General features: G+C 29.1%; 22 protein-coding genes. 3 read left to right on the plus strand and 19 right to left on the minus strand.

The genetic code is table 11. From position 1 onward, the window contains the following. Positions 1-17: 17 nt before the first annotated feature. The 17 genes from L1S47_RS12515 to L1S47_RS12590 all read right to left on the minus strand — a co-directional run bounded on the left by L1S47_RS12515 (position 18) and on the right by L1S47_RS12590 (position 13535). Positions 18-887 (minus strand): hypothetical protein, encoded by an 870-nt coding sequence (locus tag L1S47_RS12515; RefSeq protein ID WP_238883865.1) that lies wholly within the window; start codon positions 885-887, stop codon positions 18-20. Continuing rightward, a complete protein-coding gene (locus L1S47_RS12520) occupies positions 871-2733 on the minus strand; it encodes a hypothetical protein (RefSeq protein ID WP_238883866.1) in 1863 nt (620 codons plus the stop codon). The genes L1S47_RS12515 and L1S47_RS12520 overlap by 17 nt, the downstream gene beginning before the upstream one ends. A 14-nt stretch (positions 2734-2747) precedes the next feature. Continuing rightward, positions 2748-2981 carry a hypothetical protein gene (locus tag L1S47_RS12525; RefSeq protein ID WP_238883867.1) on the minus strand — a complete coding sequence of 78 codons (234 nt, stop codon included), beginning with the start codon at positions 2979-2981 and terminating at the stop codon, positions 2748-2750. Between the two features lie 901 nt (positions 2982-3882). Next, positions 3883-4473, minus strand: a complete 591-nt coding sequence (locus L1S47_RS12530; protein WP_238883868.1) for a hypothetical protein — start codon at positions 4471-4473, stop codon at positions 3883-3885. Further along, positions 4466-4744, minus strand: coding sequence for a nucleoside triphosphate pyrophosphohydrolase (locus tag L1S47_RS12535; protein ID WP_238883915.1), 279 nt, complete (start codon positions 4742-4744; stop codon positions 4466-4468). Before L1S47_RS12535 ends, L1S47_RS12530 begins: the two co-directional genes overlap by 8 nt. A 43-nt stretch (positions 4745-4787) precedes the next feature. After that, positions 4788-5333: a GIY-YIG nuclease family protein gene (locus L1S47_RS12540; RefSeq protein WP_238883869.1), complete on the minus strand. Its 546-nt coding sequence runs from the start codon at positions 5331-5333 to the stop codon at positions 4788-4790. Positions 5334-6055: 722 nt separating this feature from the next. Continuing rightward, on the minus strand, positions 6056-7144 hold the full coding sequence (locus L1S47_RS12545; protein ID WP_238883870.1) for an RES family NAD+ phosphorylase: 1089 nt from the start codon (positions 7142-7144) through the stop codon (positions 6056-6058). 12 nt (positions 7145-7156) lie between these two features. Further along, a complete protein-coding gene (locus L1S47_RS12550) occupies positions 7157-8092 on the minus strand; it encodes a sce7725 family protein (protein ID WP_238883871.1) in 936 nt (311 codons plus the stop codon). An 11-nt stretch (positions 8093-8103) separates the two neighbouring features. Then, positions 8104-8907 carry a sce7726 family protein gene (locus L1S47_RS12555; protein ID WP_238883872.1) on the minus strand — a complete coding sequence of 268 codons (804 nt, stop codon included), beginning with the start codon at positions 8905-8907 and terminating at the stop codon, positions 8104-8106. A 260-nt stretch (positions 8908-9167) separates the two neighbouring features. Continuing rightward, positions 9168-10439, minus strand: coding sequence for a hypothetical protein (locus tag L1S47_RS12560; RefSeq protein ID WP_238883873.1), 1272 nt, complete (start codon positions 10437-10439; stop codon positions 9168-9170). 66 nt (positions 10440-10505) lie between these two features. Beyond that, positions 10506-10634, minus strand: coding sequence for a hypothetical protein (locus L1S47_RS20635; RefSeq protein WP_275297837.1), 129 nt, complete (start codon positions 10632-10634; stop codon positions 10506-10508). Positions 10635-10817: 183 nt separating this feature from the next. Further along, entirely contained in the window at positions 10818-11558 is a 741-nt protein-coding gene (locus L1S47_RS12565) for a DUF3784 domain-containing protein (protein WP_238883874.1), read from the minus strand. Positions 11559-11598: 40 nt separating this feature from the next. After that, on the minus strand, positions 11599-11898 hold the full coding sequence (locus L1S47_RS12570; protein ID WP_238883875.1) for a hypothetical protein: 300 nt from the start codon (positions 11896-11898) through the stop codon (positions 11599-11601). A gap of 61 nt (positions 11899-11959) precedes the next feature. Further along, positions 11960-12259: a hypothetical protein gene (locus L1S47_RS12575; protein WP_238883876.1), complete on the minus strand. Its 300-nt coding sequence runs from the start codon at positions 12257-12259 to the stop codon at positions 11960-11962. Between the two features lie 86 nt (positions 12260-12345). Then, a complete protein-coding gene (locus tag L1S47_RS12580; RefSeq protein ID WP_238883877.1) occupies positions 12346-12741 on the minus strand; it encodes an HIRAN domain-containing protein in 396 nt (131 codons plus the stop codon). 1 nt (position 12742) lies between these two features. After that, positions 12743-13081 (minus strand): hypothetical protein, encoded by a 339-nt coding sequence (locus tag L1S47_RS12585; protein WP_238883878.1) that lies wholly within the window; start codon positions 13079-13081, stop codon positions 12743-12745. Between the two features lie 7 nt (positions 13082-13088). Then, positions 13089-13535 carry a hypothetical protein gene (locus L1S47_RS12590; protein ID WP_238883879.1) on the minus strand — a complete coding sequence of 149 codons (447 nt, stop codon included), beginning with the start codon at positions 13533-13535 and terminating at the stop codon, positions 13089-13091. Between the two features lie 282 nt (positions 13536-13817). On the opposite strand from L1S47_RS12590, the gene L1S47_RS12595 reads away from it, so the two are divergent. Continuing rightward, on the plus strand, positions 13818-15857 hold the full coding sequence (locus tag L1S47_RS12595; RefSeq protein WP_238883880.1) for a leucine-rich repeat domain-containing protein: 2040 nt from the start codon (positions 13818-13820) through the stop codon (positions 15855-15857). Between the two features lie 57 nt (positions 15858-15914). Here L1S47_RS12595 and L1S47_RS12600 read toward each other — a convergent pair whose 3' ends face one another. Beyond that, entirely contained in the window at positions 15915-16229 is a 315-nt protein-coding gene (locus tag L1S47_RS12600) for a nucleotide pyrophosphohydrolase (protein ID WP_238883881.1), read from the minus strand. Between the two features lie 260 nt (positions 16230-16489). Here L1S47_RS12600 and L1S47_RS12605 point away from each other — a divergent pair, with 260 nt between their 5' ends. Continuing rightward, the gene (locus tag L1S47_RS12605) at positions 16490-16900 is read left to right on the plus strand and encodes a hypothetical protein (protein WP_238883882.1); all 411 of its coding nucleotides are present in this window, start codon (positions 16490-16492) and stop codon (positions 16898-16900) included. Between the two features lie 120 nt (positions 16901-17020). Here the strand turns inward: L1S47_RS12605 and L1S47_RS12610 are convergent, their stop codons facing one another. Beyond that, positions 17021-20173 (minus strand): alpha-mannosidase, encoded by a 3153-nt coding sequence (locus L1S47_RS12610; protein ID WP_238883883.1) that lies wholly within the window; start codon positions 20171-20173, stop codon positions 17021-17023. A 130-nt stretch (positions 20174-20303) separates the two neighbouring features. Between L1S47_RS12610 and L1S47_RS12615 the strand changes: the two genes are divergently transcribed. Continuing rightward, entirely contained in the window at positions 20304-21023 is a 720-nt protein-coding gene (locus L1S47_RS12615; RefSeq protein WP_238883884.1) for a DsbA family oxidoreductase, read from the plus strand. Positions 21024-21044 lie beyond the last annotated feature (21 nt).

The following is a 21044-nucleotide window of genomic DNA, read 5'->3' on the forward strand; positions in this document are numbered from 1 at the left end:
AATATATTTGATTTTCATTAAATATCCCTCCCGTCTCCGCCAGATAAAAATTCTAAAGCCCCTGCTAATGGAGTATTCATTAATTGTTGAGCTATTTGATAAATATCGATTGTAGCCAAACCATCTGAATCTAAAATCAGACCAAATGTCTTACACGTTTTTCTTAGCGATCTAAACCACCGACAGTCTTCAAAGTTGTACAATTCATTCTTAGCAATCTTTAGTTCCTCAAACACATACATAAGGGCTGGAATAATAATCATAGAATGCATTATAGGTTGTAAATCTAACATGCCACTCATATTTTTATAAAGATTGCAGGATTTTTCCGGAATAATAATAGCAATTTTAGATTTCTTACTTAAATCAACTTTAACACTAACTTCATTTGGATCTATATTAGGTACAATTGAGAAAATTGATGATGTATTTACTAAATCATCTCTAACCTTATTCACTCTTAAATTTATTTGGTTTCCAACCCCCATAATACAACCTTTATCAATATTAAACTTAAACCCTTTATAATCATTTGCAAATAACTCATTTGTGTAATTAGGAATATCATTTAATGCGACTAAAAAGGAACATACTTGAACAAGGCCATTTATTTTACTATCATGAACAGTATATTCAAATTGTTCCTCACTTGTAGCAACAACTGTTCTAAAACATGTCTGTGGGCATTCAATGTGATGTGCATACCCAATAACTTCATTGTCAATCATCTTTTGAACCGATTGATTCTCCACTTTTGCCTTTAGAATAAACTTCATATTATAACCTTCTGTTACTAATAAAGCATCAGTTTTAAAAGAACTTTTTATATAAGAATCGCTATCATCTGCAATAACAGGATATGGATAAAACTTACTTCTTATTTGCATATGCACTTACCTCCATTGAACAATAATCTGAATAATCTAGTTCAACATTTATTCTAAGTGGTTTTCCCTTAATAAAATCAAGATTCTTAATCTTATTTCTCTCAATTATTAATTTATCCCCCCCAATTAGAGTAGCATCCTTAATAGGTGCTTCATAGCTTTGTGTTTCACCAGATAAGTTAATTAAAATTTCTCCATCTTTCCCATTGGAACTTGGAACAAACAAAATAATATATTTACCTTTAGATTTATCCAAACAGATAGAAATAAACTTTTCAGGTAGTATTTCTTTCTGTACAGGTACTTTATCTGTCTCACCTTTTGTACCATGTGCTGGTACTCCTGGTCTTGGTGCAGAATTATCATGTTTTCCTCCTTGATGGAACCAATTTACATCCTCTCCATCTTTCTTAAAACTTCCTGCTTCTAAGTCTTCACTTAAAGGAGTGTCTGGGATATTTCCTTCTTTATGTTGCTTTTTAATAATGGTCTTTTCGATTTCTGCTACCTTGTCAGAAATCACCTCTTCCTTTGAAGCTTCTTCGGTAATATCCACCTCATCCGGTAGTAAGCTTCCAACACCGACTGCATCCATTTCTCCGTGTTGTCCTTGAGATACTAATTTTTCAATACAATTTTTCATATAATCATTAAGTGCTTTCACTAATTGCTGTGCTCTAATTGGGTTTTGTGATCTTTCCGGTTGCCACTCAGTATGTTCAGGATTCTCTATCAATCTAAGCTCTTCATTAATCTTATCGCCTTCAATAAACATTACTGCTGCAAAAGGAATATATCCAGAAAGTCTATCCCTATCCATAATTTTCATTCCAGTTTGTCTTATCATTGCTACTTTTCTATGCATTTCTTGACCACCAAGCAAAACTCCAAATTTAATAGTTCCAAGTCCCATGAAATCTTCTTCATGCCAATTGGTTTTATTTGAAGTTAAAACTTTATAGTATTTATCTGCATATCCAGTAATATCATCTCTATATGTTTCCATTAGTTCATCCAAGGTATCTTTGCAAATTACTATACCGCCAACATTAACTATTAATTTTTCTTTCCATATTGCTCCTAAAAATCCGTCAATAATTGAAATAATAATTTTATCTTGCCAATCATCACCAGCATACTTATAACCTGCTATAAATACATCTGTACCATATTCCCCATCATTTCTTGTAAATTTGGGATCAAGATCCAAGGTTTCAAATACCGGAGTATTCTTAACATCACCATAATACCCAATTCCTTGTGTTGTTTCATCATCATCTCTTCTAAACGTAACTAATCTAGAAACCCCCTGGTTCGCCTTAATACCTTCAATATCATACGTACTATAAAATACTGTTGAGAATTCCGAACATGCAAAAGGAGCAAATTTTCCAATACCATAAGATCCCCCTGCCGTTCCTTTTTTATCTGAAGTTCCCGAAGACTTTGTCAAGTTTGTCCAATCTGTATTTATTACTTCCTTTGACCCTTTTAACCCAGTAGTATTAAAATCACTGATTCTTAACATTTCAATTTTACCAGCGCTAATCTTATCAATTGCATTTTCAAAAAAATCTTTCGTTGTTTTTGCTTTTAAGTTTCCCCAAAAATCAATACATTTTTCAAAAGTATTTTTCAAGTTGTCGCATCCTGGCAAAGCTGAAGGTGCGATTTTAAAAACACTAAATTCAATTTTAACAGTATCTTGTGTTGCTGCATCTAATGAATTTTGACATATTTCTCTTGCCAAAGATTTTAATGGTGTTCCTCTAAACATTGATACACCTGAATCATTAATCCCTTTATTTTCTCCATGATCATTTGATGGAAAATACCAAAAACTCATATAGCCACTCTCCCTTAACGTAATTTAAATTTTTTTTCACTGCTATCTGCCATTTCAAACTTTGCTTTAGCAATTCTCAATTCCTCTTCAATAGCGCTAAATATTTTTTTCACTTCATCTTTTTCATATTCATATATATTTCTATTAGAGCAATTTCCAAGCAATTTTACCATATCAATAATCTTATTAGTTCTTGCTTCTGCTATTCTTACAAATTTGTCTTGTTTTGTTTCATTCATATCCTTCATATAACACCTTCAATAATTATTTTTTGTTACCTTATACATATTTTACATATTATAATAAATTTAGTCAATTCATATTAGTATTATTTTAATATTATTTTAATATTATTTTTCATATATTTATTTAATATTTATCTAATCTTAAATATAACCTTGGTTCTCCCTATTGTTTTAATATAAAAATAGAGGATATAATAAGTTACTTGAAGCTCGTATGGATTTAGGAATGCTATTCAAGAAGCAAGGAATACTTTGCATAAGAGTTCTTGCCATATAGTAAACAATTGAATAAATGTTCGTTTATTTCTAGAAGAACTTTTTAATGAGTATTGTATTGTTAAAATTAAAATCTTGGATTAATATTATGATTGCTAACCTATTGAAGAATTATTTTTCAAAGAAAAAAATTGAACTGTATCAAAATAACTACTAATAGAAAACTCAATGTTGTACGTATAAAAAGTCTTTTCCACCACTTCAAATCCCTTATTCCGCGCAATTTAATACAGTGAGCTAATATATTCTCTAAGTCTATTATTAAATTCTTCTTTTCCTATATAAATATTCAATTATAAGTTTTCCCTACCCTTAACCCCTCCACATAACCTTCTAAATCAATGTAGGTATTAAATTCCACATCTTATCGTGTAATACAAAACTCTATGGAATAAAATTATCTATACTTAATACCCCATAAGAATTATAGTTTTCAACCACAAAATCCTTTCCTGTATAAATGTCTTTTATTTTCTTATCAACAAATTATCTTATTCCAAATCTTTATAGCCTTAGCTTAATTTCTTTTCTTTGGAGCTTCCAATTTAAATGCTATTGCTGGTACATTTGGATTTCTTTTTTGAAGAAAACTAATTAACTTATAATATATCCAATATTTTATTACTCCTTAGTTTTCATTCAAGTAATCTACCCAACCTTCATTGACTATAATCTTGTCCTTATCTCCTTTAATAATCTTATAAAGACAATTATTTTCTTCCACTGATAACTTAGTAATTATATTATTTTTCAAGTTATCTTTTTTCCCTTTAAGCTCTTCTGTGAAGAATGATGACAATAATCTATAAGGAACTTTATACGCTAATTCTTTAATCATTTTATTTAGTTCACTATCATCACTACTATATATAAAATCTAATAACTTTCTTTCATCACAATTTGCTGCATATACATATTTAAATGCTATGTAATTAATAGGCTTCTTTAAATTATCAAAACTTCCAAAACTTAATCTATATTGCATAGTTGGGTACCATGCATATACAATCATTCTAGTTATTATTTTATTAAACTCAATTTCTCTATTCCCAATACTGACCTCATCTAAAATTCCAAGTAGCCAATACATTTTATAACTAGCAACAACCCTGGCATCATCCAAGAGTCTTGAAAAAATTCTATAATCAACCTTACTACTTGGTGGAACTATGTTTTTAATCTCTATAGCTCCTATAGATAAATCTGTTATATTACTCATACACCTTCTGGAGAACTATCCCTTCTTCATATCCTCCTCTTTCCCCCTTCTTCTCTTCCCTTTTCTTTATAAGTTCCTCTTCTTTAAATCCTAGATTATTTGCAAGTGCAAATAAAACTTCCATAATATCTGCAAGTTCTTCCAGATTTCTATCTTCTTTAAACTCTAAGACTTCTTCATTAAGCTTATTTATTAATAATTCTAATTGTTCTTTTTTATCAGCTATTTTGTAATCACATCTTCTGTCTGATTCTTTTATTATTTCTGGTATCTTATTACTAAATCAATTTATATTCCACAGTTACTTTCTATAACTATCTGCTTGTCCTTAATTTAGATAATTCTCTCCTAAAATCTTTATTCTTTTCACTATGATTATCTTTAAGATTAAGTGGTGGTGCATAAGTATCAATTAAGTAAAGTTCGAACTCCATTGGATTATCTATTGTAACAAAATGCATTATCAAATTCTCTTTCATCCATTTAGATAACTTTTCTTCATGTTCGTTAATAAATTTATATTTTAAGTTATTATTTTCATTTCCAAAATACTTTTTAAAATCAAATAATACTCCTAAGCTCCTTCTTAATGTAGATGACCTAGCTTTGCCTGTAAAATGATTCTTATAGTCTCTTTTTCTTAAGCTTTTTATTTTTGAAGTCGGTCTCCCAGCGATACCAACATAAATAACTGGTAATCCATTTATATACTCATACTCTAACGATTTCATTCTACTTAGTAAAACATCTACACTTTTTGCACATAATAAATAAGCTCCCTGAGCATTAGGCAACTTAGTTGGAGAATCTATTTTAGGTATAAAAATATTCTTTAATAATTCATTTAATATATCTTCCATATGTACCTCCATGTTCTGAAATACATCATCTATTATAATTTTACCAACCTTTCCATTTAAATGAAAGGCAATTCAGTAATATTCGACACTAAATTTCTCCATATGAAAACAAACCCTAAACTTGTACCAAGTCTAGGGTTCCCTCACAATCTTTAATCTTAAATATCTATCACATAAATATTTATTTTTACTTCCATTTATCTACAGCAGTAAAAATTTCATAGAAGTAATCAATATCATTCTCTAATTCTTTATAATGATCTTCATACTCAATATAATTTTTCATTTAATATTTGTCCTATATGGCAACAATATACAAGAACTAACTACTTATTTCATAAACGATTTAGAATTTTACATTTCCTATTAATCTATTAATAGCTTACTTTACCGTATTATAGAATCATGTTTGATACTTTTATAAAATGGATATACCTTGTTTAGCAGTTTATATTTAATTACTTTGTTTAGACATATACGTTATGAGATAAAAGCGAAGAAAAAAATGCTCCACTAGAACAAGATTAGCATACTTTCTTCAAATTAATTATAAATTAAACTAATCCAGCAACACCAATACCAATACCAATCTACTTTCCAATAATTAGTTTAATGCATCAACCTTGGACTTTTCTAATATAGTAAAATAAAAAAAATATAAAACTTACATTTACTTATTTAAATGATTAATACGTACGTTTTATTATATTCTACCTATAAAACTATATACATAGTACATGATTATAGTTTAATGACTGTATTGTACGCTTTTCTACTCTAATACATTCAAATGAATCGGGATCAAAAATCATTAAATTATATCCACTTGCACTTAATGTACTTTCGAAAACTATACCATTATAACCAGCTGATTCAGTTTCATTTAAACTCTTAATAAAATCTACAATAAACTGAGTCGGTAAATAATCTAACTTGCTATCTCCACTTCTAACTGGCTTAGATATGGCTTTACTCATTTCTGTAAAAATCTCTAAGTTAATCGCAAATCTAGTTGGATCATTAAATTCAAAAACATCTAACTTTTTTAATAATCTAAAATCAACAACCTTTAATCCTTCCCTTATTAAGAATTTGCCAATATAGATTGTATCACTTAAGCTTGGCCTAATTTCACTAACAACTGTTTGAATATCACTTGCTAAATATAAATGACTTATTCCTTCAGAATTTGCCCTCCCAGCAGTAGCGTACTTTGACTCAGGAGCACCCATGTTATTTTTCTCTAATTCTATTTCATTTGAAATTCTACCTCTATAAAATACATCTTCTTCTAGAGTTGTTGTGATTTTCTCTAAATATTCTTTAAGGACCTTATAATTTACATGGTTTGAATGAAATCTATTTTCATGTTTAATATAATTAACAAAATCACTCCATGCATAGCCTTTTAGAACCGAATTTTCATTAAGATAACTATTATTCATCCATTCTATAATTCCCACTTGATTGGTTAAGCAAGGTATTTTATCTGGATGTTTAGAGCTTAAAAGTGTATGCAAGAATTCATATATTTTATTTCTCTCAATATTTCCGAAAATATTCCACTTACCCTCAAACTCTTCATTTATGTTTATTAATTTATTGGGAGGATATCCATCAGCGATTAGCTCAGTACCTAATTTAAAAATACTTAAAATATCATTAAATAATTCATCTAAATCTTTATCTTTATAGATATTATATACATAAATATTCCTACTCCCACAAAAATTACAATTGCCTTTAGTATTATAACTTTTTATAATGCTTTTTATTTCCTTAGACTTAAAGCATTTCTCACAGCAATTCATTCACCAGTCCCCCTAGTCTATCAAGCTACCTATTAACTCTAGATGATGCATAATTGATAATTTTTTTAAAGTTGGCAATCCTGGATAAGTTCCATCTTCATAATGCTTTATGAGAATCTGTATCGCTAAAGTATTCATTCTCTCATCATCTGAGTATTTTTTGTACCATAAAACAAATTTCTCTAAGGCCTCAAAAAACTTCCCTGCAGGGTCGCTAGTATCACTGTTAGAATCTGAAACAAAATGCACTATTTCTAAAGCATTTTCAGAATTGGGATAAACTATATGAATTGCAACAGCATAAGGTGCAAACCCGCTTTCACTATACTCCTGTCCAATAACTGAATAATCTGAAAATCCAATATAGCCTTCTTCTCTATAGAATAGATGATCCTCTGAAAAGAATTCTGTATCTTGCTCTAAATAATCTGCATTTCTAGATAACTTATTAAATTTGTCACCCAATCCTACTAAACTTTGCCCACTAAGTTGCCTTCTAAATGAATTGTCCAAAGGAATAACATTTATCCAAGGTTGCCTCTCTCCATATATTTCTTTATAAAGAGATATAAGACTTCTTTCAAAATGTATAATTGCAATATCTCCCAAGCTGACATTAAATTCTTTATTTATCTTGTCAACTTGGTTTTGAGAATTTTTATTAAAATAGTGACCAATAATAACATAGTCATTTAACATGATTTCCTTATATTGCTGATAACTACTTGGTAAAGATAGTTCTCCTAGTAATGACCCTACTTTAGGATTAGATATTACTATAAGTTTACTTTGATTTTCTTCAAATTCTCTTATTGTTGATGATAAAGTAGAATTCAATTTTACTGGCTCAATAATTGGAATTATTTTTTTGTTTAATCTATCTTCTCTTTTTAATTCTCTTAGCGCTAACAAATCGTATTGCCTACCTCTAATAATTGGAAAATACATCTTCTTCCCCCCTATCTTTCATTAAATTTTTTATGTATTTTATCAAATTCTTTATATGTAAGATTACTTGAATATACTAACCATCTTATTTGCATCGGTATATCTAAAATCCCACCTATATTCTGTGATTCTATCCTTTTCCTTAATTGGTTAAAAACCAATGTCTGGCATTCTTTAATATCCAATTGCTTGAACCAACTCAAACATACTTTAAAATACTGTACTGGTTTAACGTCTGGTAAGCTTTTAAACTTAAACTGTAGTATTTCCTCATATTCTTTTTTTCTTAGTAGCTTAAATAAATTATCATAATTTAAATTATTATTGTCTATCTCTGCTTGCTTTCTAATACTTAATGTAACTTTATCTGATAGAACAATAATACCAACATTAGGTTTATAATCTTTTATAAACTTATAAACAGGATAATAATTTTTTTCTGACGTAACTACATATACTTCACTAAAAACTCTATAGTAATCATCTAACTGATAACTAAGTCTTTCAAGATTATCTAGGTCAGTTTTAATTTCGTAAACCATCCCTTTTTCACGGTTTAGTAATATAAAATCCGCCTTTGATTTTCCAATTACAACTTCACTTAATGCTGTTGTAGTATTTAAACTATATTTACCTAATACATATTTGTTAAACAACGTATTTTTGAAAAAATACTCATTCCTATATTCTTTATCTAAAACTTTATAATTGCGATGTAATTCATCTACAAATATATTCACGTCTAAACTATCATCAAATATCGAATCCACTAACTTTTTTTTACTAAAATATTTGTTAAGATACATATAATTCATACCAATCACTCTTTCCCATATGATATAAACGATTAACATCAAAGAACTCTACTCTCAGTCTATACCTTATATGTTATTATTCTACAAATTTGTCGACTTTCCTCTAAACAATTACTACTTATCTTTTCACTGTTTTTATTTCTATGGATTCTGCTAAAAGATTACTATAGTTTATGGTACATTTCACTGTAACACTTCACGCGAACCTTTTTCTCTATAAACCTTATCTATTATTATTTAATTTCAATAACATTCTATAACTAATTCCTTCTTTTCCCAATCTCATGTAGTTTATATGTTCTCCCTTCGCTTATATATATCAATTTATATCCATCACAATTTATATGTTCAATATAAAATATAATTCTTAATTTTATAACTTCAGTTGGCAACAATTTATAAGTCTTAATACTATACTGGACTTTATTATATATTCCAGAGTTTTTTTCATCTATATTTACTCTCATTTCCCCAAACTTCAGCAGTATAAAATTATCAATATTTATATCCTCAATGTCTTCAGAAATATTTCTAACCTCTAAATTTAGTATAAGTTTACCTTTTTCAAACGTAAGATTAATTTCAAAGAAAAAAAGTCTTTTCGTAAATGGAGAATCATCTCTTCTATAGTAATTATTTGTGCACTTATAAATACTATCTCTTTGTGTTAATATATCTTTTCTTTCTACTTTGTTTACTTTAATTATATCAAATGCTTTATTTAAATTCTGATACCTAGCATATGGATTTATATTTTCTAACACTTGATTAAGTATTTTTGTTATTTGTTTTGAGACTAAATATTCACTTTTTTCAAATAATTCTTTTATGTTTTTAATAAAAAAGTCAAGTCTGTTTCTAAATATACTTCTATCATAGTATTTCTTTAATAACTTATACCTTCTATAGTTGATATTTTTATTTTCAAAGTAAAACTTATATCTTAACAAAAGTGAAGCTTCCTCAAAATTTTGGTAATACTCTGAATAAATAATCCATACTTTATACAAAACCATATATTTTACAAGCTCTTTCTTAGATCTAGAGTCTAGTAATTTCATTTTTCTTGACTTAGTATATAATTCCTCCAAAAAAACTGTAAATAAATTAAGTTCATCTATTCTATATCTAAAATCACTAAAATCATTCTGATATTGATTTTTCTTTACATTATTAAAATAAGTAATTAACTTTGGGCTAGCATACATTAAATTATTTTCAATACTTTTTAAAACCTTAATTAATAGATCATTTTCATTAACATTATATTTTATATCATTCCTCCGTCTAAAATGAGTGGAAATATCTAGATAAGCATATATATCCAGAAATACTGATGCAAATAGCTTTTGATAGACTTCTTTAAAATATTTATCTTTTTCTCTCTTATTTGTAAACCTATGGGATATGTACTGAGCAATTGTTGCTCCAATTAATGCCCCAAGCAATGTTGCACATGCAGTTATAGTCGCTGGCTGAAAATTTGCAGGTATTTCCTTAATCAACTCTATTAAACTATTAAAAGTACTCATTTTCCCTCCATAATTTTAAATTTTTATTAAATAATTAATATCTCTTCTATTTGTTTATTTATCCTATTATAATCTTCTATAAAAATCTTTTATCTTAACATGATCAAGCAAATCATTTGATTTATCCACTGGTGTAAATAGGTCCAAATTTTCTTGATCTGCATCTCGTATTAAATATTTCTTTCCAAACTTCATCTTGGGCCAAATTAAATTGTATAAACCGCAACTTATCATCTATTATTATTTTACCACTTTTACATATTAAAGGAAGTTTGTTCAATAATATTCGACACTAATTTTCTCCATATAAAAACAAACCCTAAACTTACATACAGTCTAGGGTTATTTCACTATCATCAATATTCACTTTTAATGAAATTAGCTCTTTACCCTCTTAGAAATCTCCTCATAAAGCTTCTTAGTATCCTCACTGCTTTTTCCATTAACCACAAAGATATCTGAATTAGTCTTAATTACTATATAACTCTTGCATTTAGTATAAGAGTATAAAGTATAATCTCCAAATAAGTTATTATTAAAATGTCCTTCATTAAGTCTTAAGCTTCCAACTCCATTTGTTCTTCTTCCAATGCTTAGATCTTCTGAATAAGTTACCGATTCAATATCTTTATAGGCTATGGTTTGATCTTTCCAATAAGATGCTGCAATCTTAATCTCATTATCATTTAAATTAACCTTTACGTCCCCGGTTACAAGAATTACTCCAACAATACAAAATACCACAAGAGTAAATATCAAAGAAAATCTTGTAATCTTTCGTGACCTTGCAGTATCTTCTTTACTTTCGTGAATCACTTCTGGATTATTAGATTTGCATATGGTATTAGTTAATACTAATATTCCAATAATTGTTATCATAATTATTGCTATCATTAGTCCAATATAAAAATTAGGAGTATTGTCCTTTAAGATTGCTGGTATTGCTAAAACGATAGTGATTATTCCCATGCCTATTCCCATTACTCGGCATAGTTTTTTCTCATCATATTTTGCTTTTTCTTCTTTGCTTGCAGTATTATAACCGGCTATTAAAAATCCACCTTTTTCTGAAAGAAAAGTAATGGTTAGTACTAAAAATAAAGCTACTATAAACCACATTTTATATATCCCCCCTAAAAATATGAAGATTGTAGTTCCTTCAATTTATAAATAAATAATTATTTTTCAAAAATGTAATATAAACAAAGACTAACAGACATTTTAATCCTTTCATTGAGTTACCACAATTAAATTCTTTTAATTCATTATTTTTTGCAATGAAGGTTACTTTATTACTTGTACACCAATCTATTTTCAAAAAAATTGAATGTTCTCCATTTTCAATCTTTAATTCTTTGACTTCATTATCTTTTATATCACCACAATATATATCATCAATATAAATTTTATAATTCCTTAAAGAGTCAAAATATCTTGATTGTCTTGATATTCTTATCATAATTTATCTACCCCCTTTAAAACAGTTTAAATATAACCAACTCCATTTTATACTATTAGCATTATCTATATGATTTCATATCATCCGTTCTATTAATAACACATGTATTCTCCATTGTATCACCCATAGTCCAGTATTTAAGTCCCTTATAATAGAAATATATATTTTCCTTTTTATAAAACCATTCCTTAACTCCATTAGCTCTTATATAATTTACAAACCATATGAATTCTTCTTCAAGATCTGGCTTCCATTGTCTGATTGTATACTCATGAGGAGCTGTCTTTTCATAGCTTTTTGCATTTTGCCATCTTACTGAAACTATATACTTATTTATTCTTTCCGTTTCATCATTATTCACTTGCTTTCGCCTTCTTTAAATTAATTATTTTATTAATTTGTTATTATGAAAATGTTGAAATGCCATCAAAACTTACGCTTGTCCTTTTAAATGTCATTCATAAAAATTTTAATTACAATTTCGTTTATCTCATCAAAGTAGTACTGAACTTCCCTGACTTCAGCATACAGCCTTTTTCCACCATCCATAAGCCTAGCAAAAACTTTATTATTTCTATGAGGAATATACCCTAGTTTAATTTCATTTTGGGTGAAAACTTCTATTGCATATGTATCAAAATTATTGTTAGGTTCCCTTTTTAGTATTAGCTTATCTCCATTAGATATAATTAAGTCTTTATATCTAATATAATAATTAATTCCAGCAATCGGAACAGTTAGTAGGTATATATTATTATTGAAAGGCAGCTCTAGACTTCCATTATTTATTCCTACCAATAAACTTCCATCTACATTACCAATAATTATTTCAGAATCCTTCACACTAACTCTCCTCCTCTATCCCCTTTAAAAAAGCTGAGTAAGACTTTATTGCCTCTTCAAGTTGAGTAATAACTTTTTTATAACTATCAATTTCTTCTGATACCCACTCATTATCTAATATTTTATCTTTAATATTTATCGGAAATTGTTCTTTGTTATTAGCTATCTCCTCAAGTATGCAATCTATTTTTCTACATAAATCCTGTATTCTATTTTTTAATATTTCTAATGATGAAATCTTTTCTACTTCAATATCTTCTATTAAGATATTAGCTAATAATCTTAAAGTTTCTAAATCATTACGATTATAGGCTTCAAGAGTCCTATTCCAAAGATTCATTTCTCTTTCAGTTAATGTTTTGATGTAATTTTTTAGCTAGTTTTCTAAATATACTTTTTACTTCATTATACTCTTCATCAGTTAAGGTAGGGCTCTCAATAAGTTTTTTACTTTGAGATAGCCTTTCCTTGAAATCCTCCATCTGAAATTTGAATAGCTTCATCTCTTCTTCTAACTTTTCTTCTACGCGTTCTTTGTCAACCTTTTCTCCTTTATTTAAATAAAACTGTATAAGGGATATTTTTTTCTTTATCCTTCTAAGATCAATCTCACGCTGTAATTTCTGTCTTATTAAATATCCAAAAATAGATAAGTATTTTGCTTCTAAAAAAACTTTTTCTTTAAAAAGAAGGTCTTCTTTTTCTTCAATAAGACTTAAGTAATACTTTGTCATCGAATCATATTTATCTTTTAACTCTATATATTCTTTTAATTGAACTAATCTATTTCCCAATGTCCCCACCTCTTCTTTAAGTTTACCACTCTACATTTGTAACAATAAGGTGAATTTTGTCATTTGCCTTTAGAACAAAAATTCTTGCATCATAATATGCCCTTTGAGTAATGAAAATGTCCCCAGTAACACAGAACACCTAATTTTTCCATAAACTAACTATATAAAACATTTTAAAATTTAAAGGTTATAGCATTTTAACTTTTTGATTGTATCTCTTATATAAGTTAAAACTCATTTCATTTAGCAACTTTTATCTTCTAAAAGAGGAGGTTTTTTAATATGCCTACTTCAGGTGATTTTGAGTATGAAATATACAATAATGTGGCCACTATTACTGGGTATCTAGGGACAGGAGGTAGTGTTACAGTTCCAAGCACATTAGCTGGACTCTCTGTAGCAGAAATTGGTAACTATACCTTTGCTTATAACAATGCTATAACTAGTGTTAGTATTCCTAGTAGTGTCACCTCCATTGGTTATAAGGTATTCTATAATTGTCCTAGCTTGACTTCAATAGTTGTTTCTGGTCAAAATTTATTTTTTTCTAGTTATAATGATTCTCTATATGACAAAACAGAATCAACTTTAATATGCTATCCAGCTTCAAAAGCTGGTCCAGTTGCTTTTTCAAATAATGTGACTAGCATTGGTGATGATGCCTTTACTTTTTGTCAGAAACTAGAGAGTGTTACTATTCCAACTGGTGTTGTTACTATTGGTGAAAATGTATTTGAATCCAGCATTGGTCTAAATAGTGTTATTATCCCAGATAGTGTAACTAGTATCGGTAGTTCTGCCTTTAGTTACTGTCATGATCTTGAGAGTGTAACCCTATCAAATAATATAACTAGCATTAATGCTTATACGTTTTATGAATGTTCAAAACTAAAAGATATTTTTATTCCTAATACTGTAACGAACATTGGTAGCTATGCCTTTGAGAACTGCACTAGCCTCACAAATATTACCCTTCCAAATAATATTACAAGCATTAGTGATGGTATGTTAAATTCCTGTGAGAGCTTAACCAGTATTACTATCCCTGCAAGTGTCACATCCATTAGTGAACAAGCGTTAGACGGATGTACAAGTCTTGCTCAAATAAATGTTGCTGCAGCAAATTTAGTTTATTCTAGTTTTGATGATGTTCTATATGACAAATCGCAAAATACTTTGATTCTTTACCCTCTTGGAAAAGTTACTCCAGTTAATTTTCCGGGTACCCTAAAAAGTATTGCTAGTTCAGCGTTCTATAGTTGCTTAAATATTACTAGTATTACTATCCCTGAGGGTGTAGAAAGCATTGGAGATTTTGCATTTACTATGTGCGCTAACCTCACCAGCATTACTATCCCAAGTACTGTAACAGCCATTGGTATCTATGAATTTTATGGTTGCACAGCTCTCACTTCCATAGATGTTGATAGTCAAAATACAGTTTATTCTAGTTTTGACGGTGCCCTTTATAATAAACCAGTAACAACTTTACTATTCTATCCTGAAGGAAAAACTGGTTCAGTTATTTTGCCAGACACTTTAGAAAGCATTGTAGATTTTGGGTTTGCTAATTGCGCTGGCTTAACCACCATTACTATTCCAAGTAGTGTCACTAGTATTAACAAAAAGTCATTTTTCGGATGTGCAAACCTTGCTTCAATCCTTGTTGTTAGTGAAAATACAGTTTATTCTAGCTTTGATGGGGCCTTATATGATAAATCACAAAAAAATTTATTGACTTATCCATCTGCAAAATCTGAGCCAGTAACTTTTCCAAGCAGTGTAGAAGGTATTAGTAGTTTTGGGTTCTATTATTGCACTGGCTTAACCACCATTACTATACCAAGCAGCATTACTAGTATTGGTGATAATGCATTTTTGGCCTGTAGTAACCTTGCGACTGCCAAGTTCTTTGGAGATGCACCTATGGCTCCCGTGGGGATATTTGGAGGAGTTGCACCTAATTTCAAGGTCTATTATTATGCTGGAAAATCGGGATATACCCCCAACTTTTTAGGATACCCATCAGTACCTTTTTATACGGTAGCTTATAATGGAAATGGAAACAATGGTGGTGCTGTACCTGAAGATGGGAACACCTACTTACAGGGAGAAACTGTACAGGTACTTTATAATACTGGTGACCTTATAAAACCAGGTTATTCCTTTATGGGTTGGAATACATCACCAGACGGACGAGGAAATGACATTGCAATTGGAACAACTTTTTCAATGGGAACAGAACACTTACTACTATATGCTAAGTGGTACCAAGATCCTCAAAAAATTAAACCAGCTTTCCGCGGTATAACCTTCTATTAAATAAAATAAATAGGGACGTTTCGAGTAGCAAATATGCTGCACGAAACGTCCCTATAATTAAAGCTCAGTATATTTTTTGCTATTTCCCTTTGCTTTTTCTACTGGATATTTCTTTTCATTCTTATCCATTTTTCTATTTATTATTTCTTCAATATTTACATCTAGTGCATCTGCCATATGCATGCAATAAACCAATACATCCGCTAATTCATCACAAACATCCTCTTTATCAAAATTATTATCCCAAAGAAAGTGCTCTAAAAGTTCACCAGCTTCTATATTTATAGCTTTAGCCAAATTCTCTGGAGTGTGGAATTGTGACCAATCTCTATCGTTTCTGAATTTTCTTACTCTTTCAATTGTATCTTTCATATCAAATTCTCCTAAAAGCAATTTTTTTAATCTATATTTATTTTACCAATTTTTACTCATATAAGTAACAAGATCAAGAAACTTCTCATATATTTTTGCGCTATGTAAATACAAACCTATCACATTCCTTTTTTTGCGCCATTGTGGTAAAATTAAGCTTATATTTTTATTAAAATTTATGTCACAAAGATGAAAGATGTAGTACTCATCCTTTTATGTGTTACTTCTGTTTCAGATCATATTAATTAGGAGGATTAAATATGGGCGATTTTAAAAATAAACTAATACGTTTTATGTATGGTAGATATGGTACAGACCAGCTTTATATTGCTTTAGTTATTGCATCTTTTGTTCTGATGCTTATTAATTCATTTATTCATTCAAATATACTTAGTATTTTTATATGGGTTGTTCTGATTTTCACCTTTTATAGGAGCTTTTCTAAAAATATTTATAAAAGACGTAGAGAAAACCAAATGTTTTTAAAGCTATGGAACCCTATAAAAGCAAAAAGTTCTTTAACATTTCGTAGACTGAAAGATTTTAAAACGCATCGTTATCGCAAATGTCCTCATTGTAAAAAGGTACTTAGATTACCAAGAAAAACTGGAAATCATACAGTAAACTGTCCTGTGTGTCATAATGATTTTAAAGTTAGAATTCTATTTTAATGTGAAAAGGAAGTTACTAAAATAAAGCTTTACTCAAATATATCATCTTTAAATTCATTAAATTTAAATAAAATAAAGGATTATTCCAATTTGATTTAAGCAAGAATAATCCTTTATTTATTAATATTCAACTTTAAAGGTTTTTATTTCATACGGATTTATTATAAACTCCACTTCATTTTCATTAATCTCTAGTTCCCTTATTTCTTTTTCTTCAAGGTTTACTTCCCATACTCTTTTAGGTTTAATAAAACTAGATAATTTTACATTTGTTCTCTTATTAAAGCTTTCAAAAACCCTTACTATAGTTTCATTTCCTACTTCTTTTTCTTTTATAACCTCAACTATTACATTTTCAGCATCAACTTTTATAAAAGATATTTTATCTTCAAGTACTCCTGTATGAGATTCTTCTACTATTACATATGGTTTTAAGTTTAGCTTATAAGCCTCTTCTTGAACCTTACCTTCTTGCCATCTTCCTTCATGTGGATATAATGAATAAGTAAATTCATGATATCCCATATCTGCTTCTGGATTTGGCCATTTAGGTGACTTTAATAAGGTTAAGCTCAAGACTCCATCTTTTACGCTATATCCATATTTACAATCATTTAATAAGGCTACTCCATAACCATATTCACTTATATCTCCCCATTTATGTGCGCACACTTCAAATTTAGCTATATCCCAGCTAGTATTAAAATGAGTATCTCTTTCGATATTTCCGTATTGTATATCAAAGCTTGCTCTATTTCCCTTAATATTTACTGGGAAATTTGCTCTTAAAAGAACATGCTCTTCCCTCCAATTAACCTTAGTTTCAAAATCAATTCTTGGGCTATCATGATATAAGCTAATAAATTGCTCAATTGTTGAATCTTCATATTTCTTTTCTATTCTTAGGGTTGCCTTTAGTGGTCCTTTACTTATAACTTCAATAGCTATAATCTCTGTTATTTCCCAGGACTTTTCCCTATAATAAATATCTGTATCCCAGGCTTCCCAAGGATTATGTGGTTTATCTTCGTAAATTACTAAGGAGTTGCCTTTAGCTCCTTCTTTAATAACTTCTCTATCAGCTCTTTTATCATATACAGATGTTAATTCTCCTCTTAAATCTATACTTACTTTTAAAAACTTATTTTCAATTATAAATCCACCATTAATCTTCTCGACCTTAACCACGTTTTCTATCTGAGCTTTTTCTGCTACATCATTAATATAAAGAACCTTATAGCCTTTAGCTGGTATATTAGTTACGTAGGCAATATCCTTACTATCACTAATATTCTGAACTAAAACTTCTGCCCCGTCCCCATATACTAAAGTTTTACCTTTTAACTCCTTTGGTAATTCAATATACTCATTTCTTTCAAAGGATAATTGGTTAAATACTACTAAAGCTTTTTCTTTAAGATTTATTTTACTACTTATAGCTTTTAAAGCATTATTTAATAAATCCTTACCATTTTCTAAAACACTTTCATATTGTCTCCAAGACTCATCATAAACTTCTTTAATTGATGTACCTGGAATAATGTCATGGAATTGATTTAATAAAATTAGCTCCCAATTATCATTTATTCTCTTCTTATCATATTTAAAGTTATCATCTACAGTTTTAGCGATAGAACTAAATAACTCTAAATCTTGATATAAATATTCACTCATTCTGTTATATTTTTTATTCTTAGCTATAGTGGTATAAGTTCCTCTATGGAATTCAAGATATAATTCGCCTTTCCACTTTGGAAGTCTCTTATAATCTTCTACTCTCTTTTCTAAGTCTTTAAAATAATCTAAAGCAAACTTAGTTGTAGTTTTAGGTGAACCAGGTATCCCCTTATTAAGTCTAGAATAATTTTCAAGCATATCCTTAGTTGGACCACCACCTCCATCACCATATCCATAGGATATAATAACTTCGTCATTCATTTGCTTTGGTTTATATCTTTCATATGATCCTTTAATTTGAGATGGATTTATAGTTGCCTCATATATGGTTCTATGAACTCCACTTATTACTTTTTCATAATCATTTGCAGTTATAAAATAAGATAAAATCTCTGTTCCATCTAGTCCTTCCCACATAAAGGTATCATAAGGAAGTCTATTATATTCATTCCAGCTTATCTTTGAAGTTACAAAATAATCTATTCCAAATCCTTTAAGAATTTGTGGAAGAGCTGCTGAATATCCAAATACATCAGGAAGCCAAAGAATCTTATTATCTACACCAAATTCTTCTCTAAAAAACTTCTTTCCATGTAGAAGTTGTCTAACTAAAGATTCTCCCGAAGTTAGGTTACAGTCTGCTTCAAGATACATAGCTCCTTCTGCTTCCCATCTTCCTTCTTTAATTCTTTCTTTTATTTCTGCGTAAATTTCTGGAGCTTCTTCTTTTACAAATTTATATAAAATAGGCTGAGATGCCATGAAGGTATAATCAGGATATTCTTTCATTATACTAAGTGCAGTTGAGAAACTTCTAACTGCTTTTTCTCTAGTTTGTTTTAAATCCCAAAGCCAAGCCACATCTAAATGTGTGTGACCTAAACAAACAACAGTACCTTCATTTATTTTTCCACATTCACCTTCATAAAAATTGACTTTTAAGTACTCAATTGCTTCATTAATTGATTTATAATAGTTTTCTGAATAAGGTTTTCTTAAGTCTAATATCTCTAATGCTTTTATTAAATGATTTAAAATATCTACTCTCTTTTTATCTTCTTCCTTTAATAGCTTTGCTACTTCTAAAGAAACTTTTATATCATAAAATAGTTTTTCAATAACTTCATTAAAGGATTTTATATATACATTAAAATTAGCCTTGCCATCATTCATGCCTCCATAGCCATGAAAGTCAGCTCTAAAGCTTTCTCTCTCTTTAGCATTTTTGCTAACTATGATTTCTCTATGATTGGTATCAAGACCTTGAACTATATTTCCATTTAGATAGCTTAAAAACTGAGGATTTATTGCATCCCATTGGCCTTCTTTTCCGGTAGTTAATTCTAAAACTACATATTCATTTTCTAGTTCCTTTGGAATATTAAATTCTGCTTTAAACCAAAATCTTTTATATTTATCTCCCCAAACATCGTATTCTCCAAATTTAACCCAAGGTTCATTCGATGCCTCTGCTTCTTCATAACTCTTGAAGTCGCCCTCTTTAATATAGACTTCTTCTATTCTTGTTCTTTTATTATAAATACGTGCCTGAAGCTCTTTAAGGATCTTCTCAATTCTCTCAATATCAAAATACAAAAACCCCACCACTTTCCTCATAAAATTATCCAATAAGTTTAATTATACCATTGAACATTTAAGATTAGTGGAATATACTATATATTAAATAATAGCATACCCCTCATGGGTATATAAGGAGGAATAATTAATGCAAATAGAAATATGGTCTGATTTTGTATGTCCATTTTGTTATATAGGAAAGAGAAGGCTTGAAAATGCCTTAGAAAGCTTTGAACACAAGGATGAGGTTGAATTAATTTTTAGAAGCTTCGAGCTTGATCCATCAGCTAAAAAGCATTATGATGAAAATATTCATGAGCTTATAGCAAGTAAATATGGAATACCAGTTGATCAAGCTAAAGCATCAAATGATAATCTAGTAGCTCAAGCTAAAGCTATTGGACTTAACTTTAATTTTGATGATTTAATACCTACAAATACCTTTGATGCTCACAGATTATCTCATTATGCAAAAACTGAAGGCAAGATGAAAGAGTTATCAGAAAGATTACTTAAAGCATACTTTGTAGATTCTTTAAATATATCTGATCACAAAGTGTTAGCATCACTTGCTAGTGAAGTAGGTTTAGATCATGATAAAGCCTTAAGTGTTCTTGAATCAAATGAGTATGATATAGAAGTACGAAAAGATGAAGAAAAAGCTGCAAGGCTAAGAGTAAATGGTGTACCATTCTTTGTATTTAACAGCAAGTATGCAGTATCTGGTGCACAGCCTACTGAAACATTCTTAGATGTACTTAAGAAAGTACGTAATGAAGAACTTAAATCCCCTACTATAGAGTTTTTATCTAAAGAAGATGAAACAACTGATTCTGATAACTGTTCTGATGGTAAATGTAATATTTAATGAAAAATTATAAAAGAAACC

This window comes from Clostridium sp. YIM B02551 (assembly GCF_022324735.1).
Classification (GTDB): Bacteria; Bacillota; Clostridia; order Clostridiales; family Clostridiaceae; genus Clostridium_T; species Clostridium_T paridis.

Coding starts and splice junctions, on each gene's coding strand:
- L1S47_RS12595 (WP_238883880.1), top strand. CDS start 13,818: ATGCCTACTTCAGGTGATTTTGAGTATGAAATATACAATAATGTGGCC.
- L1S47_RS12570 (WP_238883875.1), bottom strand. CDS start 11,898: ATGATAAGAATATCAAGACAATCAAGATATTTTGACTCTTTAAGGAAT.
- L1S47_RS12545 (WP_238883870.1), bottom strand. CDS start 7,144: ATGAATTGCTGTGAGAAATGCTTTAAGTCTAAGGAAATAAAAAGCATT.
- L1S47_RS12525 (WP_238883867.1), bottom strand. CDS start 2,981: ATGAAGGATATGAATGAAACAAAACAAGACAAATTTGTAAGAATAGCA.
- L1S47_RS12540 (WP_238883869.1), bottom strand. CDS start 5,333: ATGGAAGATATATTAAATGAATTATTAAAGAATATTTTTATACCTAAA.
- L1S47_RS12550 (WP_238883871.1), bottom strand. CDS start 8,092: ATGTATTTTCCAATTATTAGAGGTAGGCAATACGATTTGTTAGCGCTA.
- L1S47_RS12605 (WP_238883882.1), top strand. CDS start 16,490: ATGGGCGATTTTAAAAATAAACTAATACGTTTTATGTATGGTAGATAT.
- L1S47_RS12520 (WP_238883866.1), bottom strand. CDS start 2,733: ATGAGTTTTTGGTATTTTCCATCAAATGATCATGGAGAAAATAAAGGG.
- L1S47_RS12600 (WP_238883881.1), bottom strand. CDS start 16,229: ATGAAAGATACAATTGAAAGAGTAAGAAAATTCAGAAACGATAGAGAT.
- L1S47_RS12585 (WP_238883878.1), bottom strand. CDS start 13,081: ATGAATCTTTGGAATAGGACTCTTGAAGCCTATAATCGTAATGATTTA.
- L1S47_RS12560 (WP_238883873.1), bottom strand. CDS start 10,439: ATGAGTACTTTTAATAGTTTAATAGAGTTGATTAAGGAAATACCTGCA.
- L1S47_RS12530 (WP_238883868.1), bottom strand. CDS start 4,473: ATGAGTAATATAACAGATTTATCTATAGGAGCTATAGAGATTAAAAAC.
- L1S47_RS20635 (WP_275297837.1), bottom strand. CDS start 10,634: ATGAAGTTTGGAAAGAAATATTTAATACGAGATGCAGATCAAGAAAAT.
- L1S47_RS12515 (WP_238883865.1), bottom strand. CDS start 887: ATGCAAATAAGAAGTAAGTTTTATCCATATCCTGTTATTGCAGATGAT.
- L1S47_RS12615 (WP_238883884.1), top strand. CDS start 20,304: ATGCAAATAGAAATATGGTCTGATTTTGTATGTCCATTTTGTTATATA.
- L1S47_RS12565 (WP_238883874.1), bottom strand. CDS start 11,558: ATGTGGTTTATAGTAGCTTTATTTTTAGTACTAACCATTACTTTTCTT.
- L1S47_RS12555 (WP_238883872.1), bottom strand. CDS start 8,907: ATGAATTATATGTATCTTAACAAATATTTTAGTAAAAAAAAGTTAGTG.